Origin of the sequence: Vibrio sp. 03-59-1, assembly GCF_013114135.1 — a bacterium.
Lineage (GTDB): Bacteria > Pseudomonadota > Gammaproteobacteria > Enterobacterales > Vibrionaceae > Vibrio > Vibrio cortegadensis.
The window spans coordinates 118574-136899 of the sequence record NZ_VTYA01000001.1; the positions used below are offsets into that span (position 1 = coordinate 118574).

Consider the following 18326-nt stretch of genomic DNA (forward strand, 5'->3'; position numbering starts at 1 on the left):
AGATACACAAAAACGAGGCTTAATGCCTCGTTTTTTATTAACTATTAACTATTAACTATTAACTATTAACTATTAACTAGCATCATGCAGGATTTTGCTGGAATATCGAAGCTTAACTTTCCTCCAATATTCTCTAATGTTTCACGAGTCATTAAATCGGTCACATCAGCGCCCCAAGGAACAAGCAAACTTTGGCTTCGAACCGACTTATTGATCACCACCAGGCCTTTCTTCCCTCTAGAAAATACAATCATGTCGTCATTTGCTTCGATCACTGACATTTTTTCACCATGAACCTGGTTATGAAACCCGATCATATTCATCATTGCTTCTGAGCGCCAAGCATCCTGCCAACGTGGTTTTCCTTCTGAATTTACGATACCACTAGTATCTAAATCTGTGTAGACAAGTGGGACGCCCCCATCACGACCTAAAATGTATGCATAAGCCAAGTGTTCACTTGCTTCATCCATCACCAAATCAAGGAAGACATCGTTGTTTGGAATATCATGAGTAACCGTAAACGTTATCGCTCGACGGTGTGACAACGCCTGGCCAAAGCAGTATGGGTCAATCAAAGCTTTCAAACTGCCTTTCGGAGCAAACGCATCATGAATGGTTTTAAAAAGAGGGAAATCATACGCCCCTAAACGAGTCTCTTCTAAATAAGGTTTTAAGAAAATCTCGTACTCTTCTTCAGTCGCACCACCATCTGTAATTATTTCACCAAAAATATGAATATCTTTAGTTATGTCCTCAGTCCATACTCTTTTAAGATGCTCAATTGACATGTGCTTAGCCGCATCAATTCGGAAGCCTTTAACACCCATAGCTTTTAAAGCTTTAAGGTAATTCTGCTGTTGAGTTACAACATAATCGCTCACGCGCAAAGTCGGTAAGCCGGGATCTTGTGGTCCGCCTGATATACGACCATTTTGCACTTCCCACTTATCTTTCCAATTCTCAATACCGAACGCTTCAACAAAATCATCTTCATCAAACAGCGGCTTAGAGAGATCGCCAAATAGTTTTAATTCTTCAACACGTCCATTGCTCTCTTCATACTCCGCCATATCCGCTGCATTAGGGTATTGCAGATCTAATCGCTGCTTAGATTCGTTAGCCATGTGATTGAAGACCACGTCTACATAGGTTCGTATGCCTTGTGCTTTTAAAGCATCAACCATCGCCTTAAAGTCATGTGTATTGCCAAGTTGGTTGTCAATAATTCGGTAATCTTGAGGCTGATATCGTTGCCACCATTTCGTACCTTCAGCCGTTCTCGCTGATTTCATTGGCGGTGAAACCAACACTGATTTGTAACCCAAAGAATGGATGGTACTAGCTTGAAGGGCGATGTTTGAATAAGTCCAATCGAATGCATGTAAAATCACATCACTACTCTTCTGCTTCGGCACTACTGAATGCGTCATAATTTCTCTCCTATCTTCTTGGGCTTCAACCTATACATACAAGGTTAAAAATGAATACAAGCCCAAACAATGCAACGATTATATGATCAGCAATGAAATCTCCCTCCCCCTTTTGCAATGCGACCCCGGAGGATACCTTAGGGCGTAGAAGGTTAACGGAATGAAATTCTGGATAATTCATGCTTCAGCTTTCCACTTCCCCCTATGCACACTCTAAAAAAAATAGACATAACACTTTGATATATTGAAAGAATAATTAATTACCCGCACAAACGCCCTTACACCATTCCTTTTCATGATGTTTATGAAGACCTCTTACTACCACGTAAAGTATTTTAGGGATCAGTTAATAGCCAAAGCAAAAGCTGTGATCTTTATCACTCATAGCTGTAGTCGTAAATGGGGGAACATAAACAATCAAACAACACGTCGGCAAAAAAAAGAGCATAGAATTACCTCTATGCTCTTAAGTTTTCGTTATAGATGACTTCAATCAAATTACGTTCGGTATAAAACCTTAATAACATGCCAACCAAATTTTGTTTTTACCAATAGTGGCGTTAAGATTTCACCAGTGAATACGGCTTTATCAAACTGAGGGACCATCTGCCCTTTTTGAAATTCCCCTAAATCCCCTCCTTTTTTACCTGACGGACAGGTGGAGAATTTTTTTGCAAGCGTCTGAAATTTTGCGCCTTTCTTTAACTGTTTGATAATGTCTTCTGCTTGTTCTTTATGCTTCACCAAAATGTGGAGCGCTGCTGCTGATCTAGCCATAATTAATCTCAAAGTGTTGCGATACGCCATTTTACCTCATCAATTCTAAATCTTCACTCATCGTTACCTAGCCAATTTGAGTAGACGCAATAAAAACGCATAAATATTAAGACTTAAGTTGCCGTTAAGCTATGATCAGATAAGATTGCATAAGAATATTTTAATGTAGGTGGATATATATGGCTCGACCAAAGAGTAAGGCTAACCAATCGCAAGGCATGCTAATGTTTAAGCTATCATTAAAGCAAAGCTTTGCCATTGGTACGCTTAAGGTAAGAGAAATTGTCCCTTATATGCCAACGACAAAAATCCCATACTCTCATCATCATGTTATTGGTACTATCACCATCAGAGAGCTAACCGTGCCTGTCATTGATATGTCCGCAGCGATTGGTTTTCGTCCAATAGAGCCAGAAGAGTATGAAAATTGCTTCCTAATTGTCACCGACTGTTTGCGAACTGTGGTTGCATTTATGGTGCGATCTATCGACAAAATAATAGAGTGTGATTGGAAATCTATTGAGCCGCCACCAACCGTAACTGGACATAATGTCTTTGTTACCGGAATCACCCGATTTGAAGACAACATCGTCCAGCTGTTAGATGTAGAATTATTGCTATCTAAAATCTACCCACAGTATGACTCAGCTCGAATTCCAATGCTCACCGATATTGAACGAGAAAGACTAAAAGCGCTGCATATTTTGCTGGTAGACGATTCATCCATTGCCCGCAAGCAGCTTTCCGATGCCTTAGATAGTATTAATATTCCATACAAAATTTGTAATAACGGCCTTGATGCTTTAAAAGTCATGAAAGAGCAAGCTGAAAACAATACCCCTATTGAACTTCTCGTAAGTGATATAGAGATGCCCGGTTTAGACGGCTATGAGCTAGCCTTCGAAGTACAAAATGATCCCTCTCTAAACCAATCTTACCGCATATTACATACATCCCTTTCTAGCGAAATTTGTGTCGATAGGGCGCAGCAAGTAGGAGCACATGAAGCGTTAGAAAAGTTTAATGCTGGTGAACTAATTGAAGCGATGTTACGAGGCGCTAAGAACTTAGAATCCGCAGCAATGACAAGCTAATCATTAGATTTAATGTTCAACAAAATAGCCTTAGCCTTTGTTAAGGCTATTTTTTTGGCATGCTATAACTACGGCTAACAAACTCAACTTCTGGCGACTTTGTAATCTGATTGGTGTAAGAGGCAAGTGCATACATTGTATTCGCCAATAAGTTAGCGTATTTAAATAGAATAGGATCGGGGCTCTTACTACTAGTATGCTCGATCTTAACCAGAGCTCTAACAATCTTTTTTGCCTGACATCGGCAAAGGTGCAACTGGCTTGCGATTGGATGACCACCTGGTAACACAAAGCCTTTAAAGCCTCCGTCTAATTTTTCTCTCAGTTGAACATAATCTTTTTTCAACTCTTCCAGCTCATTTACAGAAATAGCCAGTTTTCCACGGACAGAACCATTCAAATGATAGATATTAGGTTGAACCCGGCTCAATAAATCACGCGAATAATCATCAAGCTCCATAGAGAGCACAAAACCAACACGACTGCACAGTTCATCTGCGATTATTTCGAAATCACAAACAGGACTCTCTTCGTAAATAAATGGATAACAGAATTCATCCCAATCACGGCTTACAGGTTTCACCTCAAGAACTCACTTAAAATTCAATGACTATAATAACAATAACCAACTACTTAAATTGTATATGCATACACAAATAAGTCATACACTCACAATTTCTAGCCAGTATCCAAACAACTCATTTTATTGATAACAAGTTAATTTCAATATAACTTTCTTTAAATAGAAAAAAAGCCTCAATATATGAGGCTTTTTTAATATGTAATCAGGCTTATTTGCTCATTTGAACCAGAGATTTACCCAATAGCCACTCTAGCTCTTTAGAGCTTTCAGAACCAAATTGTGATTCAGCAAGTTTGTATAAGCGGTCAATACCATTTGCTGCAAATTCATGAGCATTTTCTGATACAACTACATGGTGGAAAAGCAAGCGTAAAATAGCTAAGAATTCTGCATTTTCCAAAGCAACAAGCCAGCTTTTTGAAAAGCCTTCAAGATCTTTATCGAACTCAATATGTTCCATAAACATTTTAAAAATGCGACCGTCTAATGCTGCGGTAAAGTCAGTTTTCTTAGGAAAGTGATGGCTAATACCAGTGCGAGAAACGCCCGTCTGTTGACTTAGAGTTGTGTAAGACATCTTGTCATAACCCAATCTCAATAGCTGGTCGATAACAGCATCCATAATCTTCTGAATTGTGATTTCAGTATCTTCTTTACTACGCTTTGGCATGGTTTAACGCTCTTCTTTTTTGTAAATCCATCTAATTCAATTGCCTGAACCAGCATGAAAGTAATTATCCGTATTATGTTCTTTATAGAATAAACTGCAAGCTTAAATTTACTACCTGCTTTTCAGAAAGTAACAGCACAACATTAAGCAGTATTACAAATAAACCCTAGAATCAATATGAGAAAAACATTTCTATCTGCGATGTTAACAATAACATTATTAACATTTAAAACAAACTTCGTAACAGAGTAATATGTAATCAATAAGTTTCATATAAATAAATTACATTATCGATCACAATATAAAGCCATAATATTAATTCGTTTTAGAAATACTATTCTGCACATAGATAATCTTATAAAATCCTTCATGAAGCAACTAACTGTCTAACATTCTAACCTTTAGGTGACATAGCTCCATTCAGTAATGTGACTAAGATCACACATGTATTAACCACAAACCGACTATGTACAGAAAGCCACCGCTTTAATAAATAACATAGCATACGATTCATTAAATAGACAAGAATCATTCATTTCTCTAGATGTCGCTCCATTTGCTCGTTAGAATAGCCTCATATTTTGTAAGAGGATTTGTTATGAGTATTGATCTAAAAGAAACTGAAGTATGTGAAGCATGTGGCTGTGCGGGCGAAATCGGTTTTATCATTAAAGAAGGCGATGATGTATCTGAAGTAATGATTAGCGCAACTAGCCAAGAACTACTGGACGCTGAGTTTGCTAAGTACTTAAGTTTAGCCCAAGGTGTATGCAAAAATGTACAGCATGACATTTTGAAATCTACTGATGAGTCAACAGAGCTAACAGCCCGCTTTAAATTTGAAGTAAGTGCTGAAAAGCTTATTTTTGAATTAAAGACTCGTTCTTTAAGACGTTAATTCTGAGATCCACGAATAAAACGAGCACTATTGCTCGTTTTTAACGTCTAACTTCACCCATTTCAACGCTCCATTGGTCTCAAAACTCTTCTCAGCAACACACTCAAGTAAAATATCTGAAACCTGAATAACAGCACCTATGGTATAGGCTTTATCTTCGAAATAGCAGACTCTTTGTCCCAACTCTTCAGTTATGATGAGAGCGGCGCTGGGAGTTGAAACGGTTTTGGCCTGCACTGCATTGGTACATAAACTGATCCCAGTAAATAGTATGATTTTGTTTAAAAACTTCATTACACTACTCTATATAGATATTTATTGCTTACAGCCAATAGCGATAGCAACCGAAAAGTAGGCTCCCCTGATGTACAAAACGATATTACTTGCCACCACTCTGCTTTTCGCATCACAAGCGATCCATTCCGCACCCTTAGATTCCTACCAACTGCTGAACCATTTAGATAACTATGGCAATCTTTACCTGCGCAATAAACCTTACACCTCGCTACCAAATGATTTATTAGTTAAGGGTAATCTTAATATTGCAAAAACCAGTATCACTCGCTTGCCTGCTGGTTTAAAGGTCCTTGGTAGCTTAGACGCTTCAAATAGCATGGTAAAACAAATTAAAGCTGGTACGTCTATAAAAGGGTACGCCAATTTCATTGGAACACAAATTCAGTCGTGGCCCAAAGGCGTTAAAGTTGGCGGATACCTCAACCTAACCGATACACCGCTAACCAAATTACCGAATCGACTGAAAGTAAAAGGTGATTTAAGCCTAATCCGAACGCCTTTGACCGCATTACCTAACGGATTAGAGGTAGATGGAGACCTGTATATTGGGGGATCTGGTCTTACCGAGTTTCCAGATATTATGACCGTTAAAGGTAACATATTTCTGGGTGGCAATCGTATTTCAAAATGGCCATCAAAACTCAATCTAGGTGGCGCCGTTGCAAAATAATCTGTCTCAGATATGAAAAAAGGAGCGTTTATCGCTCCTCTCTTTCTTATGCTTGATTCTTCACCGGGTTTGCGTAGCTATCAATCAAATACTGATGCGCCCCCAATGGAAGTTGCTCCAATTTTGATTCAAAATCTCTACGGGTCGCCTCTGTTATTGAGCTATCTTCCTTACCTTCAGCCAGAAGGTTAATCGGGAATAATTTATAATTGCGGTGTATCTGACGATCAATTTCCGTTGCTAATGCTTCAGGCGTTTCGTAATCATCTTCGATCACTTGACCAAATGCGACATGTACACGAGATTTACGTCCAATGATCCCTTGAATGATACTTTCGATATCTTCAAACTCACCTTTCTCATAAACGCCATGTGTCGCTTTTTCGTATAGCTCACGGGCTTTAGCGATATCACACGGATCATTTTCGTACGATATTGAAACTGGCACAATTTTCAGTGATTTTACATATTCTGAAAAAGGTGTTTTTTGCTTACGCCCTTCCACATGAAACATTTTTAGGATCGCAGGATCGGTAAAATCATTCCCGTCCTTTGCTCTCCCCTCTTTTTGCGCTATCCAAATAGAATTTCCAGTCTCTAATGAGTGCTTGATGTATGAAGAAAGCTGCCCAAGCATTTTCATCATTTCACGAGGTCCTTTTGCAGAACGTTTCACAATAAAACTTTTATTGATCCTCATGAGGTCTGCGGCGCACGGTTTTTTTAATAAATTATCACCGATAGCAATACGAACTGTTCTGTGATCCTCTTGATACAAACCATAGTTGACCAAAGCGGGATCCATCGCGATATCTCGGTGATTAGACACAAATAAATAAGCCGTATCTTTATCTAAAGCATCAAGCCCAGAGTAAGTCACCCCATCCGTTGTCGTATTCAGAGTATTTTTTAAATACTTTTTTACTTCAAGCTGGATAGCATCAACAGAACGGTATTTACTCCACTTAACTTTCAGGTAAACACGCAAAACAGGACTCATTAAAGTTTTAAACCAAGTCGCGTGATTTGAAAATCGATGTTCTAGAATAGCATTGATAAACTCTTCGTCATTAATGAGACGATTAATTGCAGCTGGGATCTCATCATCATTGTAAGGACGGATATCAGCATAAAGATCGGTATTAGAAGTCATTTTTCACTACATCAAATAAAAAAGCTTCTTCATTCTACGCATTGTTGACGACACTCGCAGCTACATAGTCCATACTTTTGACAAGGTCAGACCAGATTATCTCCAAATATCAGACTTATAGTTGGAATTTTTGATCATAACCGTTAATCTTATCGCCCCATAAATTTAGGTTTACACTATGAATTACGCGATTGAACACCAGAACACTAGCTACCCTTACTTGGTCATTACCCCAAGAAAAAAAGTGCTCAAGCATAGTTTAATCACCGTCCAAAGTGGCCTGCTCTTAATTAAGCTTGGAAAAACTGAATACGCTATTGAACAAGGGGAAACCATCTGGGTGCCATTTGATTGCCTAACTTCAATCACTTTTTTTCCAAATACTCATATTCAACGTGTTGATTTTTCAATTCGGCTTACTGACAAGTTCCCAACTCAATCGGGTTTAGTTCGCTTATCAGAACTCTCACGTGCCGTATTAAATAAGCTAACTCAAAAGAAGCTATCTCCACAGCATGAGAAAGATCTATTAGCGGTACTTAAAGAGGAAGTTCTCTCCCTTCAGCCAACGTTAATTGAAACTCAGCTAAGTCGTGAGTTTAATCAATGGGAGCCTGGAAAGAGTTCTGATCTAGAGCAGATAAATATCTTAGTCATGACAATGCGCGAGAGCAAAAAGCGTCTTCAATCTGGTCAAAAGAAAGCACTTATTATTGAGCAACTTTTCTCCGGTAAAGAAGAAGAGTTTGAGCAGTTATGTCTGCTTGTATTTGGAAGTGAGCTTTAAACATTCCTTTAGTTTAAGCATTCTTTTAGATAGCAAAAAGCCGCTGAGAGGCTCTCCTCTTAGCGGCTTTATTAGATCATTGAAAGTCTAAAATGGCAGTTCGATCTGCATCATGACATCGCCTTGATAAACTTCATGCCAACGGTAATCAAAACGCATTCTAGGCTCACCGCTTTTTTTCTCACCCAGGCCAATACTGATCTGTAAACCGTGATTAGTCAGCCACTCTTCTGTGGTCATTTGGTTTTCATTTTCAGCCAACTCATCTGGCATCCAAATGCCTAGACCAATGTAATTACTAGATATATTTTTCGTTAAGATAGGCTCATCTTCTGGCCTTAATGCCCACTCTGCCCAGTAAGTATTCGGCATTTTTTCTTCTTCAAGCAAGCCTCCTAATGTCGAGACTTGTGAGCTAATCATATCAACGCCATTGGCTATTGAGTCACACCAACTGGATTTTGACTCCAACATGACGGATTCATTACTAAAAAAGTCACACCCAGCATAAATCGATGGCGCATAAGCCACAGTTAGCATAGAAGCTATGAACATCTTTTTTAGCATAGTCATCGGACCTCATTAGATTAGCGCTTAATTATCTAATACAGATTGCTGTGTTGCAACTTTTTACTAACCGAAACCGTGGTTAGATCATCAATTGCCTCACCAGCCATTAATCGATTACGGATATCCGTGCTGCGAACATTGACTGTTTCAGGGCACGCCATCACACACCATCGATGCATTATTTGTTCCGCTTTATAGAATTTTGAAAACTTGAAAAAGTTATCTGGTCCTATAACAAAGGTTATATCGGCATGTGGGTACAATTCTTGAATTCTATTTAAGACCGCAAAAGTGGTGACACTTTTCCCCGGTAGGTACAATTCTTGCTCAACGGTTGAACGCAGTACATTTGGAAGTGCGAGATCAGAGATAAAATCATCCAAAAGTTCACAACGTATATCATAGTCCAGCATGGTTTTGCCCCATGCATGGGCAATACTAGGAACCAATAAAGTGCAATCAAAGTGGGTTAATGAATCAATAACGCTCTTATGGCCTAAACTTGGCGGATTAAACGCACTCCCAAACACTGCTATTTTCTTCATGCCTGACTTTCGCCTATTAAATTGAGTTTTTTAATCAAATGAATTCGGTATGATACTACTAATTTCACTATTTTTTATATTGCTTGCAGAAAAGGAACTCTAATGGAACAACTCATCCGAGATGAAATGCGTGTTCTCCCATCAATTGATGCTCATTTTGAAATTGATCGCCGCGTCGCATTCATCAAGAACAAGCTACAACAATCGGGTTGTAAATCGTTAGTACTTGGCATCAGCGGTGGGGTCGACTCCACAACCTGTGGCCGACTTGCGCAATTGGCAATTGATGCCCTAAATACAGAATCAAACTCGCAGGCTTATCAATTTATTGCCGTTCGCCTTCCGTACGGTGAACAAAAAGATGAAGATGAAGCACAACTAGCGCTCTCTTTTATTCAACCGAGTCACTCTGTTTCTGTCAACATTAAAGCAGGCGTTGATGGGTTACATTCAGCTTCTCATGTTGCTTTAGAAGGCACGAACCTTCTTCCAACTGACTCAGCAAAAATCGACTTTGTTAAAGGCAATGTTAAAGCACGAGCACGAATGGCAGCGCAATATGAAATTGCAGGCTATGTTGGCGGCTTAGTGATTGGTACTGACCATTCAGCTGAGAACATCACTGGCTTCTATACTAAGTTTGGTGATGGTGCTTGTGATATGGCGCCACTGTTTGGACTAAACAAGCGCCAAGTCCGTGAGTTAGCCGCAACTTTAGGTGCTCCTGAACAGTTAGTGAAAAAAGTGCCTACCGCAGATTTAGAAGAACTTGATCCACAAAAAGCGGATGAAGATGCTTTGGATTTGTCTTATGAACAGATTGACGACTTTTTGGAAGGCAAGCCTGTTTCACAAGATGTCACCGACCGTCTAGTGAATATTTATAAAGCGACTCAACACAAGCGTCAGCCAATTCCTACGATCTATGACTAGCTCTAAGTTCTAAGCTCTAAGCTCTAAGCTCTAAGCTCTAAGCTCTAAGCTCTAAGCTCTAAAAAGCATAAAGGCTAACAACACTCGTTGTTAGCCTTTTTTAAATCACAAGATATGAACACGAAGCTTAATCGATCACTTCGATATCAGTTTTAGGGACGCAGCAACAGGCTAAAATTTTCCCCATGCTCCTCTCTTCATCTTGTATAGCAGGAGCATCAAAATGATCGACCTTGCCGGACTCTAACGTCATCATACACGCACCACAGATGCCAGCACGGCAACTATTCATAATCGACAACCCAGCGTTTTCGGCTTGTTTCAGTAATGTATCTTGGTTATTCCCTTCAAACAGATAGCCATTCACACTCAATTGCAGCGCTTTTTCTTCTGCCGCGACTAATTGAAGATCGTCAACGCCTTCATTTTCACCAACATTCCCGCTTGAAGTATCTTGATAGAACTCTTTCTCTTTGGTTTCTAAAACTTCGATTACATCTCCGGCTTGGATCAATCCTTCATTTTTTGCCACTAGGTTTTGCCCAAAGAAAACACCGCCACGCTCATTAGCGCGAAAACGAGATAGTGTATTCAGCGGCTCTTTCGTTGTTCTGAATTCGCCTTTTTCCACATCGACGGTAGTCAGAATGCAGCGTTCACAAGGCTTTACTGCTTCAAACTCTACTTCACCTATACGAATACGCTTCCAACTATCTTCAATGAATGGCTCAGAACCAGACACCACTAAATTGGTTCTAAATTGATCCATTGAGTGAAATTCAGGACTACGTCTGTTCAGCTCATCTAATGATTGTTGGCTAATAATAAGCACAGGGTAACCATCAGCAAAACTGACATTATGGCCAAGTTTTTCGCGCACTCGATTAGACTGCTCCCCACAAAATAGAAACTCTACTCGCAATCCGAGAACTTGGCTAAACCAATCATCAGCACTATCCGTCGTGGTATATGCAGTAAAGGTATCTTTCCATACTTGTGCTGGTGACTCTTGCATTTTGAATTCCGAATACACCAGTTTTAGGGCAGGCATTCCGGGGTACGTAAACATAACGCCATCCGCGACTAAGCAAGATTTCACTTTCACCATCTTTGGGTATTTTCTAGCGGTCACCATGCTTCCATCAGACAGCGCAATCATAAATCGACGATCGAAGCTTAAACCTTGCTTCTCTACCCATGAATTTGAAAGCGAGATCCCTCCAACAGATTTAGCAGGGTAAACATTAATTTGAGTAAGTGTTGGGGTGGAGTCTGTGTGTTGAGTGACTTTGCTGCGAGGTGTTGTATTTTGAGATGACATTACTAACCCTATCCTTTGTGTTCAGTATCTAACATTTCTATTTTGCCATGCTAACAAACTTCTGCTTACAAAAGAATTCACCGTCATCCCAGAAATACGAAGGAAAAGTCAGAAAGAAGATGAAATCAAATAGTATTTCCTCTATCATCCTGTCGCCTAAACGGAAGCGATTGCATTCACACTTTTCGCTCTATTTAGGCTCCAATCACATAACTATTTTCATTGGTGGGAGCTTATAAATGACAACACTTACGATCACTCGTCCAGACGACTGGCATGTTCACCTTCGTGATGGTGACGTTCTTGCGGACACCGTTCGAGACATTAGCCGTTACAATGGCCGTGCTTTGATCATGCCAAATACCATCCCACCCGTCACTGATACTGAAATGGCGTTAGCGTACCGCGAGCGTATCATGGCAGAAAAGCCAAGTGCTCAATTTAAGCCTTTGATGGCGCTTTACCTAACAGACAATACCACTACCGATGAAATTCGTGCTGCAAAAGCATCAGGTGCTGTTGTTGCTGCGAAGCTCTACCCTGCTGGCGCGACAACCAATTCAGATTCTGGTGTCACTTGTGCTAAAAATATTTATCCGGTTTTAGAAGCGATGCAAGAAGTTGGTATGCTGCTCCTCATTCACGGCGAAGTCACGGCTCATGATGTCGATATCTTTGACCGCGAGAAGGCATTCTTAGATACCGTTCTCGCTCCAATTGTGAATGACTTTCCGAACCTAAAAATCGTGTTAGAGCATATCACAACAGCCGATGCCGCCGATTTTGTTAACCGTGCAAACGACAACGTTGCGGCAACTATTACTGCTCACCACTTACTGTATAACCGCAACCACATGTTAGTTGGCGGAATTAAACCTCACTTTTACTGCTTGCCAATTTTAAAACGCAACACCCACCAGCAAGCTTTAATTGCAGCCGCAACCAGTGGTAGCAAAAAGTTCTTTCTAGGAACCGACTCTGCCCCTCATGGTAAGGGTAAAAAAGAGGCCGCTTGTGGCTGTGCTGGTTCATATACCGCTCATGCCGCACTAGAACTGTATGCTGAAGTTTTTGAACAAGAAGGCAAGCTTGAAAACTTAGAAGCATTTGCAAGTCACAATGGCCCTGATTTTTATGGGCAAGCGCGTAATACCGATACAGTCACACTCGTTAAAGCAGAGTGGACCGTTGCATCAACCATGCCTTTTGGACAAGATATTGTTGTGCCAATCCGAGCTGATGAGACCATTGCTTGGACGGTTAAGTAAATATTCGTTGTGCTAAATTAATCTAGAATTCAACTCAGACATAACGGCAATGAGCGATAATGTTCATTGCCGTTTTTATTGACTTAGCATTCAGCTGAGCGGAACAATCAATAGCTATCAACTATCAACTATCAAGATTCATCACCTCTACGCACCGATTCGCCCCTGAAATCTATTCACTTTAAAAAATCTTTTGCTCGATTCATTTCCGCTGTTACTCTCGTAAAACAAGCATCTCAAAAACAAGGCTCGGCAATGCAAAGCTCATACTTTTATCCAATCGGAACCGCTGGCGTCAAATGGACGCAGAAAGAGAAAGACGCATGGCGTGAACAAGTCACAATTAAACGCTCTTACCAAGAAGAAGTGGTTTCAAAAATCACAGCACTAAACGCTGATTTTGACATCGAACAATACGGTGCACTGAGCTACGACCCTGACCGCTACCCTCTTTTTGCGATTAAAACTAAAAATTGGGATCCCTCAAAACCGACCATTTTAATCACTGGCGGCGTTCACGGATATGAAACCAGTGGTGTTCAGGGGGCTTTGACCTTTCTACAAACTCAGGTTCACCACTATTTAGACCGCTTCAATTTTGTCGTAACGCCGTGTATTAGCCCTTGGGGTTACGAAACGATTAACCGTTGGAACCCACTTGCTATCGATCCTAACCGTTCGTTTTATGCCAATAGCCCAGCAGAAGAATCCGCATCAGTGATGCAGTTTGTTAACGCTCTCAACACTGATTTTCTCATGCACATAGACCTGCATGAAACAACAGACACGGATGAATCTGAATTTATGCCTGCACTTGCTGCTCGCGACGGTGTGGAGTATATCGAAGAAGAGGTGCCTGATGGGTTTTATACCGTGGGAGATTCGGAACAGCCTGTTGAAGCCTTCCAAAAAGCAATCATAGACTCAGTAAGAAAAGTGACTCATATCGCTCCGCCAGATTCTGACGGCAATATTATTGGCTCTCCAGTCACTCAAGAAGGAGTCATCAACTACCCAATGACTGAGCTTTCTCTTTGCGGTGGAATGACGAATTGCAAATTTGGTTCAACAACAGAAGTTTATCCTGATAGCCCGAAGGTGACAGATGAAGAGTGTAATAAAGCTCAAGTCGCAGCCATTGTGGGTGGGTTAAATTACCTGATTGAGCACTCAGTGTAGGGTAATTCAATTTAACTAATTATGCTTTTAGCTGCATCGTCGCTTACTGATAATTTATTATCACTTATCAGTAAGCGAAGCCGAAGCGATCCAATCGTGTTTCTAGATACTAAATCGATATTAGGCAAAGAGCGGTCTGCGGTTATGTACAAACAATTTTTATACCTATCAGTATAAGTGTCACGCCTCCAAGTAATTCCATTTTACTTTCCAGCCAAGTTCCACATTTAGAACCGATAAAAATTCCCCCCCAACTAAATCCGAAGGTTATTAGCCCGATAATAGCACACGCTATCATCGGATTAACATCAAGAACCGAAAGAGTGAAGCCTGCTGCAATGGCATCAATACTGGTTGCTATCGCGAGAAAAAACATCACTTTATGGGTTATATCACGGATATTTTTCTCTGCTCCGTCCGACATCGATTCGTGAATCATTTTACCACCAATCACGACAAGAAGGAGAAAAGCAACCCAAGGTGCATATGACTCAGCAAATCCTAGAACACCCTTTCCACCTAGATAACCCAAGAGCGGCATCGCGCCTTGAAAGGCACCAAAATAGACTCCCGACATAAGCGCTAAAGCTCTAGAATTTTTAATATGTTTTGCTCCAAGACCAATAGATACAGCGAACGCATCCATACTGAGAGCAATGGCTAAAATAACGACATCAACCAAGGATAATTTCCTGAGGTATAAAATTTTGGAGTGGCATTATAGATAAGCGAGCCTATTTGTTCCAGTTCAATCCGTACAAGAAGGTAATGTTTAAAGCCAACACAGTAAGCACCACTCTCATGTGCTTACATCTTACCCTTAATTGCTTTGATCGTTGGACGAATATGGGGCTAAGAATGTTATAAGTCACACATCAATCTGAGACCCATTGTTATGTGACTGACATCGCAGACGTCCGGAGAATTTACAGATATAACGAATATGCAACCCATTCAGTAATTAAGGGATTACGATGAACACCATTTCCACTCTAATTTACGATACCCTGATAGACCTTTCGAATAATGAACCAGAACAACACGCCGAAATTCGACAAAATTTATATAATCAATTAGATCTACCTTTAGATAAGCAAAGAACGTTATATTCAAACGCACTCGGACCAGCAAGCTCTGGAAAACTAGAGAAAAGGGCAGATTTCGACAATGCATTAAACGTCGCCATCAGAGCACTAGAAACGCCTGAAAAATAAAAATTAGCGGCCATGATCCCCCATAGGCCGCTAATTCCATGGAAGACTAAAAGAACGCTCTTCTCCGCCAACGCCTCAAGAATACCCATTGCTTTTTCTCTAAACAGATCTCTTAATAACCTGACCGTTGGTGTAATCCCTTACAGCAAACGGTTTTTGTATTGCTCCGGCGTGAACCCCGAATATCGCTTAAACATTGTGATAAAAGGGCTTGCTTGGTTGTAACCTAGAGTTAAGGCCACCTCTTTAACCGACTGACCGCTGCGCAGTAGCTCCATCGAATGTAGATATCGCACCCTTAATCGCCACTCGGTATAACTCATCCCTAATTCGCTTTGGCAATAACGAGCAAGCGTTCTTTCCGTGGTGTGAACTCTGCTTGCCCAATCTGCGAGTGACATATCATCGGTTGGGTTCTCCTCTATCGCTGCAAGAATAGGCGCTAAGTATTTATGATTGCTAGACGGTAGAAAGTGGTGTTCAACCTCTTCCGTTGCCAGTTGATCAAGCAAAACTTGAACCAATCGCTTGTCAGATTCCGATTGTGCAATGTTGACATCTCGACGTCGTAAGTCATCAATAATGGCAGACACAATTGGGGTGACTTTTATCAAACTAGTCTGGTTTGGAAACGATGCGGTTAGCTGATGAGCAATATTCAGTGAACAGTAGTCGAGGGGCTTACGATTATAACTGCAATGCATCACATTTGCGGGAACCCAGATCGCTAAATGGGGAGGAGCAAGGAAACGGGTTCCTTCAGCTTCCATTTCCAAAATCCCACCACTGATCAACTGAACTTGCCCCCATTCGTGGCTGTGGGTTCTTGTTTCAGTATTCGACAAAAACGCTTCAAAATTCATAAATACATCTGATGGTGCATTTTCCGTTGATAAGGATCGGTGCAGCTTTCTCGGCGTTTTTTTCAAAATTGTCTTCCTATCACGCTGAATGTCTTTCTGGAGATATTTATAATTATAGCGACCAAATACACTAGCTCCAACGATTAATTACTCGATGGATATCACATGAATTATCTCTTACCTTTCTTTACCGTAGTGATCTGGGGCGGCAATTCCATCGTAAATAAACTGGCGGCATCAGCAATAGAGCCTAGTGCTATGAGCTTTTTCCGTTGGTTTTTTGCCATGGCTCTTTTAACGCCTTTCTGCTTACCATCGCTCATTCGCCAATGGAAAACCATAAAACCTTATATCCGTAAGATCGCATTTCTTGCTCTACTCGGCATGGTATTGAATCAGTCACTTGGCTACTACGCAGGACTCACCACAACTGCATCAAATATGTCTCTTATTATCTCTTTGGTTCCACTGCTTAGTGTCTTCATTAGCGTCCCGTTATTAGGTAAAAAAGTATCAGGCTTAAGCATTGTCGGTGGGGTTCTGTCGCTTTTAGGGCTAACTTTCATGCTCGGGAAGGGTGATATGCTATTTTTCACCCGCCAAGAAATCACTCAGGGTGACGGCTTAATGGTGATCGCGGCATGCATTTATGCGGTGTATTGCGTTCTTCTAAAGCGTTGGAAAATGCCTTTCTCTAACTGGCTTTTCATCTACATGCAGGGGCTATGTGCTGTGATTATGCTGACACCACTCTGGCTGACCAGTGACCAGTTACTACCCACACAAGCGTCTTATAGTTTGATCGCTTATGCCGCCATTCTGGCATCGGTCATTGCACCTTGGATGTGGGTAAAATCGATTGCAATCATCGGGGCTGATTCTACTGCGATGTTCATGAATCTTTTACCTGTCATAGCGGTCACGTTAGCCTCGACGCTGCTTGGAGAGACAATCCAGAGCTATCATCTGATGGGCGGTATTTTGGTGATATCTGGCGTTATTCTTTCACAAATTAAAACATCTAAGCAAGTTGCCGTTATTGCCAAGAGTGCAGCTTAACATCAATGTAAATTTTCTTTTTTGCTTTCGTTTATGTGAATCCACGTCAAAGACGAGCACAATAGCCTGTGAATTTGTTCGAAGTTATTGAAATTGCGCCTTCACAGCGTACACTAAAATGAATATTCGCAATAAGGAAGTTGGTTAGTGAAAGCAGTTAAACGCCATCAAGAAATTATTGAACTCGTTCAGACTCATGGTTTTGTTAGTACCGATGATTTAGTCGAACGATTCAACGTAAGTCCTCAGACAATCCGTAGAGACCTTAATGAGCTCGCAGATGACAATAAGCTACGACGTAATCACGGTGGTGCAACACTAGCATCAAGCTCTGAAAACTCATCTTATCAATCTAGGCAAGTCTCCTTACAGCCAGAAAAAGAGAAAGTCGCTGCCGCTTTGGTTAAACATATCCCCAACTGCGCCACTCTATTTATTGATATTGGTACAACACCGGAAGCTATCGCTAGAGCACTTTTGGTGAACCATGAACAGTTAAGGATCGTCACCAATAATATTAATGTGGCGACAATTCTTATGACCAAGCCCGACTTTAAAGTCATTCTCGCCGGTGGTGAAGTCAGAAATATTGATGGTGGTGTGACTGGTGAAGCGACACTGGATTTTATCTCTCAATTCCGCTTAGATTTCGGTATTTTAGGAATAAGTGGCATCGACCACGATGGTTCGTTGCTTGATTTTGATTATCATGAAGTTAGAGTCAAACGAGCTATTATCGAAAATAGCCGCTGTGTGTTGCTCGGGGTTGATCATACTAAATTTGGCCGAAATGCGATGGTAAAACTGGGCACAATAGCTGATGTCGATATCATCATTACGGACACACCTCCCCCTGAAGAGATCGATGCCTTTGCAAAAGAGAACTCCGTTACTATTGAAGTCGTCTAGTACACCACTTAATGCTTCATCGATGTCACCAAGTAAGAGCCAGTGAGAGTCAATATGGAATGATTTTTTATCAGAACAGGTGCATATACTGTATATTACTGAT

Annotated in this window: 21 protein-coding genes; 10 read left to right on the top strand and 11 right to left on the bottom strand. The window is 40.8% G+C overall.

Annotated features, from left to right (window positions below; all coding sequences use genetic code 11):
• Positions 1 to 65: 65 nt before the first annotated feature.
• Positions 66 to 1433: an alpha-amylase family protein gene (locus tag F0249_RS00510; RefSeq protein WP_171755507.1), complete on the bottom strand. Its 1368-nt coding sequence runs from the start codon at positions 1431 to 1433 to the stop codon at positions 66 to 68.
• A gap of 498 nt (positions 1434 to 1931) precedes the next feature.
• Positions 1932 to 2210, bottom strand: a complete 279-nt coding sequence (ppiC, locus tag F0249_RS00515) for a peptidylprolyl isomerase PpiC (RefSeq protein WP_017052979.1) — start codon at positions 2208 to 2210, stop codon at positions 1932 to 1934.
• Between the two features lie 179 nt (positions 2211 to 2389).
• Between ppiC and F0249_RS00520 the strand changes: the two genes are divergently transcribed.
• Complete coding sequence (locus tag F0249_RS00520; protein ID WP_017052980.1) at positions 2390 to 3304, top strand: chemotaxis protein; 915 nt, start codon at positions 2390 to 2392, stop codon at positions 3302 to 3304.
• 46 nt (positions 3305 to 3350) lie between these two features.
• On the opposite strand, the gene F0249_RS00525 is transcribed toward F0249_RS00520, so the two are convergent.
• Positions 3351 to 3887: an ATP:cob(I)alamin adenosyltransferase gene (locus F0249_RS00525; protein WP_113798409.1), complete on the bottom strand. Its 537-nt coding sequence runs from the start codon at positions 3885 to 3887 to the stop codon at positions 3351 to 3353.
• Positions 3888 to 4095: 208 nt separating this feature from the next.
• Complete coding sequence (locus F0249_RS00530) at positions 4096 to 4557, bottom strand: TetR/AcrR family transcriptional regulator (RefSeq protein WP_017052982.1); 462 nt, start codon at positions 4555 to 4557, stop codon at positions 4096 to 4098.
• A gap of 598 nt (positions 4558 to 5155) precedes the next feature.
• Here F0249_RS00530 and F0249_RS00535 point away from each other — a divergent pair.
• The gene (locus F0249_RS00535; RefSeq protein ID WP_017052983.1) at positions 5156 to 5455 is read left to right on the top strand and encodes a DUF406 family protein; all 300 of its coding nucleotides are present in this window, start codon (positions 5156 to 5158) and stop codon (positions 5453 to 5455) included.
• A 27-nt stretch (positions 5456 to 5482) separates the two neighbouring features.
• On the opposite strand, the gene F0249_RS00540 is transcribed toward F0249_RS00535, so the two are convergent.
• Entirely contained in the window at positions 5483 to 5749 is a 267-nt protein-coding gene (locus F0249_RS00540) for a DUF1496 domain-containing protein (protein ID WP_113798411.1), read from the bottom strand.
• A 70-nt stretch (positions 5750 to 5819) separates the two neighbouring features.
• Between F0249_RS00540 and F0249_RS00545 the strand changes: the two genes are divergently transcribed.
• On the top strand, positions 5820 to 6422 hold the full coding sequence (locus tag F0249_RS00545) for a hypothetical protein (RefSeq protein WP_171755508.1): 603 nt from the start codon (positions 5820 to 5822) through the stop codon (positions 6420 to 6422).
• Positions 6423 to 6468: 46 nt separating this feature from the next.
• Here the strand turns inward: F0249_RS00545 and F0249_RS00550 are convergent, their stop codons facing one another.
• Complete coding sequence (locus F0249_RS00550; RefSeq protein WP_171755509.1) at positions 6469 to 7575, bottom strand: 1-acyl-sn-glycerol-3-phosphate acyltransferase; 1107 nt, start codon at positions 7573 to 7575, stop codon at positions 6469 to 6471.
• Between the two features lie 178 nt (positions 7576 to 7753).
• Here F0249_RS00550 and F0249_RS00555 point away from each other — a divergent pair, with 178 nt between their 5' ends.
• Positions 7754 to 8362: a hypothetical protein gene (locus tag F0249_RS00555; RefSeq protein WP_017052987.1), complete on the top strand. Its 609-nt coding sequence runs from the start codon at positions 7754 to 7756 to the stop codon at positions 8360 to 8362.
• 87 nt (positions 8363 to 8449) lie between these two features.
• Here the strand turns inward: F0249_RS00555 and F0249_RS00560 are convergent, their stop codons facing one another.
• Both F0249_RS00560 and F0249_RS00565 read right to left on the bottom strand, forming a co-directional pair.
• Complete coding sequence (locus F0249_RS00560) at positions 8450 to 8935, bottom strand: hypothetical protein (RefSeq protein ID WP_171755510.1); 486 nt, start codon at positions 8933 to 8935, stop codon at positions 8450 to 8452.
• A gap of 29 nt (positions 8936 to 8964) precedes the next feature.
• Entirely contained in the window at positions 8965 to 9477 is a 513-nt protein-coding gene (locus tag F0249_RS00565; RefSeq protein ID WP_171755511.1) for a nicotinate-nicotinamide nucleotide adenylyltransferase, read from the bottom strand.
• Positions 9478 to 9579: 102 nt separating this feature from the next.
• Between F0249_RS00565 and nadE the strand changes: the two genes are divergently transcribed.
• Complete coding sequence (gene nadE, locus F0249_RS00570) at positions 9580 to 10410, top strand: ammonia-dependent NAD(+) synthetase (protein ID WP_113798419.1); 831 nt, start codon at positions 9580 to 9582, stop codon at positions 10408 to 10410.
• 127 nt (positions 10411 to 10537) lie between these two features.
• On the opposite strand, the gene F0249_RS00575 is transcribed toward nadE, so the two are convergent.
• On the bottom strand, positions 10538 to 11731 hold the full coding sequence (locus F0249_RS00575) for a YcbX family protein (protein WP_171755512.1): 1194 nt from the start codon (positions 11729 to 11731) through the stop codon (positions 10538 to 10540).
• Between the two features lie 239 nt (positions 11732 to 11970).
• On the opposite strand from F0249_RS00575, the gene pyrC reads away from it, so the two are divergent.
• Positions 11971 to 12999 carry a dihydroorotase gene (pyrC, locus tag F0249_RS00580; protein WP_113798422.1) on the top strand — a complete coding sequence of 343 codons (1029 nt, stop codon included), beginning with the start codon at positions 11971 to 11973 and terminating at the stop codon, positions 12997 to 12999.
• Between the two features lie 255 nt (positions 13000 to 13254).
• Positions 13255 to 14178 carry a M14 family metallocarboxypeptidase gene (locus F0249_RS00585; protein ID WP_171755513.1) on the top strand — a complete coding sequence of 308 codons (924 nt, stop codon included), beginning with the start codon at positions 13255 to 13257 and terminating at the stop codon, positions 14176 to 14178.
• Positions 14179 to 14320: 142 nt separating this feature from the next.
• On the opposite strand, the gene F0249_RS00590 is transcribed toward F0249_RS00585, so the two are convergent.
• Positions 14321 to 14860, bottom strand: a complete 540-nt coding sequence (locus F0249_RS00590; protein ID WP_136995096.1) for a manganese efflux pump MntP family protein — start codon at positions 14858 to 14860, stop codon at positions 14321 to 14323.
• A gap of 301 nt (positions 14861 to 15161) precedes the next feature.
• On the opposite strand from F0249_RS00590, the gene F0249_RS00595 reads away from it, so the two are divergent.
• Positions 15162 to 15392 (top strand): PAS factor family protein, encoded by a 231-nt coding sequence (locus tag F0249_RS00595; RefSeq protein WP_029203261.1) that lies wholly within the window; start codon positions 15162 to 15164, stop codon positions 15390 to 15392.
• 140 nt (positions 15393 to 15532) lie between these two features.
• Here the strand turns inward: F0249_RS00595 and F0249_RS00600 are convergent, their stop codons facing one another.
• Positions 15533 to 16321 carry a helix-turn-helix domain-containing protein gene (locus F0249_RS00600; RefSeq protein ID WP_017051664.1) on the bottom strand — a complete coding sequence of 263 codons (789 nt, stop codon included), beginning with the start codon at positions 16319 to 16321 and terminating at the stop codon, positions 15533 to 15535.
• A 99-nt stretch (positions 16322 to 16420) separates the two neighbouring features.
• Between F0249_RS00600 and F0249_RS00605 the strand changes: the two genes are divergently transcribed.
• Positions 16421 to 17314 carry a DMT family transporter gene (locus F0249_RS00605; protein ID WP_113798428.1) on the top strand — a complete coding sequence of 298 codons (894 nt, stop codon included), beginning with the start codon at positions 16421 to 16423 and terminating at the stop codon, positions 17312 to 17314.
• A gap of 147 nt (positions 17315 to 17461) precedes the next feature.
• Complete coding sequence (locus tag F0249_RS00610; protein WP_017051662.1) at positions 17462 to 18223, top strand: DeoR/GlpR family transcriptional regulator; 762 nt, start codon at positions 17462 to 17464, stop codon at positions 18221 to 18223.
• Positions 18224 to 18326 lie beyond the last annotated feature (103 nt).

Excerpts from the sequence above, each read along its gene's own strand:
- F0249_RS00510 (WP_171755507.1), bottom strand. The coding sequence starts at position 1,433 with ATGACGCATTCAGTAGTGCCGAAGCAGAAGAGTAGTGATGTGATTTTA.
- ppiC (WP_017052979.1), bottom strand. The coding sequence starts at position 2,210 with ATGGCTAGATCAGCAGCAGCGCTCCACATTTTGGTGAAGCATAAAGAA.
- F0249_RS00520 (WP_017052980.1), top strand. The coding sequence starts at position 2,390 with ATGGCTCGACCAAAGAGTAAGGCTAACCAATCGCAAGGCATGCTAATG.
- F0249_RS00530 (WP_017052982.1), bottom strand. The coding sequence starts at position 4,557 with ATGCCAAAGCGTAGTAAAGAAGATACTGAAATCACAATTCAGAAGATT.
- F0249_RS00535 (WP_017052983.1), top strand. The coding sequence starts at position 5,156 with ATGAGTATTGATCTAAAAGAAACTGAAGTATGTGAAGCATGTGGCTGT.
- F0249_RS00540 (WP_113798411.1), bottom strand. The coding sequence starts at position 5,749 with ATGAAGTTTTTAAACAAAATCATACTATTTACTGGGATCAGTTTATGT.
- F0249_RS00545 (WP_171755508.1), top strand. The coding sequence starts at position 5,820 with ATGTACAAAACGATATTACTTGCCACCACTCTGCTTTTCGCATCACAA.
- F0249_RS00550 (WP_171755509.1), bottom strand. The coding sequence starts at position 7,575 with ATGACTTCTAATACCGATCTTTATGCTGATATCCGTCCTTACAATGAT.
- F0249_RS00555 (WP_017052987.1), top strand. The coding sequence starts at position 7,754 with ATGAATTACGCGATTGAACACCAGAACACTAGCTACCCTTACTTGGTC.
- F0249_RS00560 (WP_171755510.1), bottom strand. The coding sequence starts at position 8,935 with ATGACTATGCTAAAAAAGATGTTCATAGCTTCTATGCTAACTGTGGCT.
- F0249_RS00565 (WP_171755511.1), bottom strand. The coding sequence starts at position 9,477 with ATGAAGAAAATAGCAGTGTTTGGGAGTGCGTTTAATCCGCCAAGTTTA.
- nadE (WP_113798419.1), top strand. The coding sequence starts at position 9,580 with ATGGAACAACTCATCCGAGATGAAATGCGTGTTCTCCCATCAATTGAT.
- F0249_RS00575 (WP_171755512.1), bottom strand. The coding sequence starts at position 11,731 with ATGTCATCTCAAAATACAACACCTCGCAGCAAAGTCACTCAACACACA.
- pyrC (WP_113798422.1), top strand. The coding sequence starts at position 11,971 with ATGACAACACTTACGATCACTCGTCCAGACGACTGGCATGTTCACCTT.
- F0249_RS00585 (WP_171755513.1), top strand. The coding sequence starts at position 13,255 with ATGCAAAGCTCATACTTTTATCCAATCGGAACCGCTGGCGTCAAATGG.
- F0249_RS00605 (WP_113798428.1), top strand. The coding sequence starts at position 16,421 with ATGAATTATCTCTTACCTTTCTTTACCGTAGTGATCTGGGGCGGCAAT.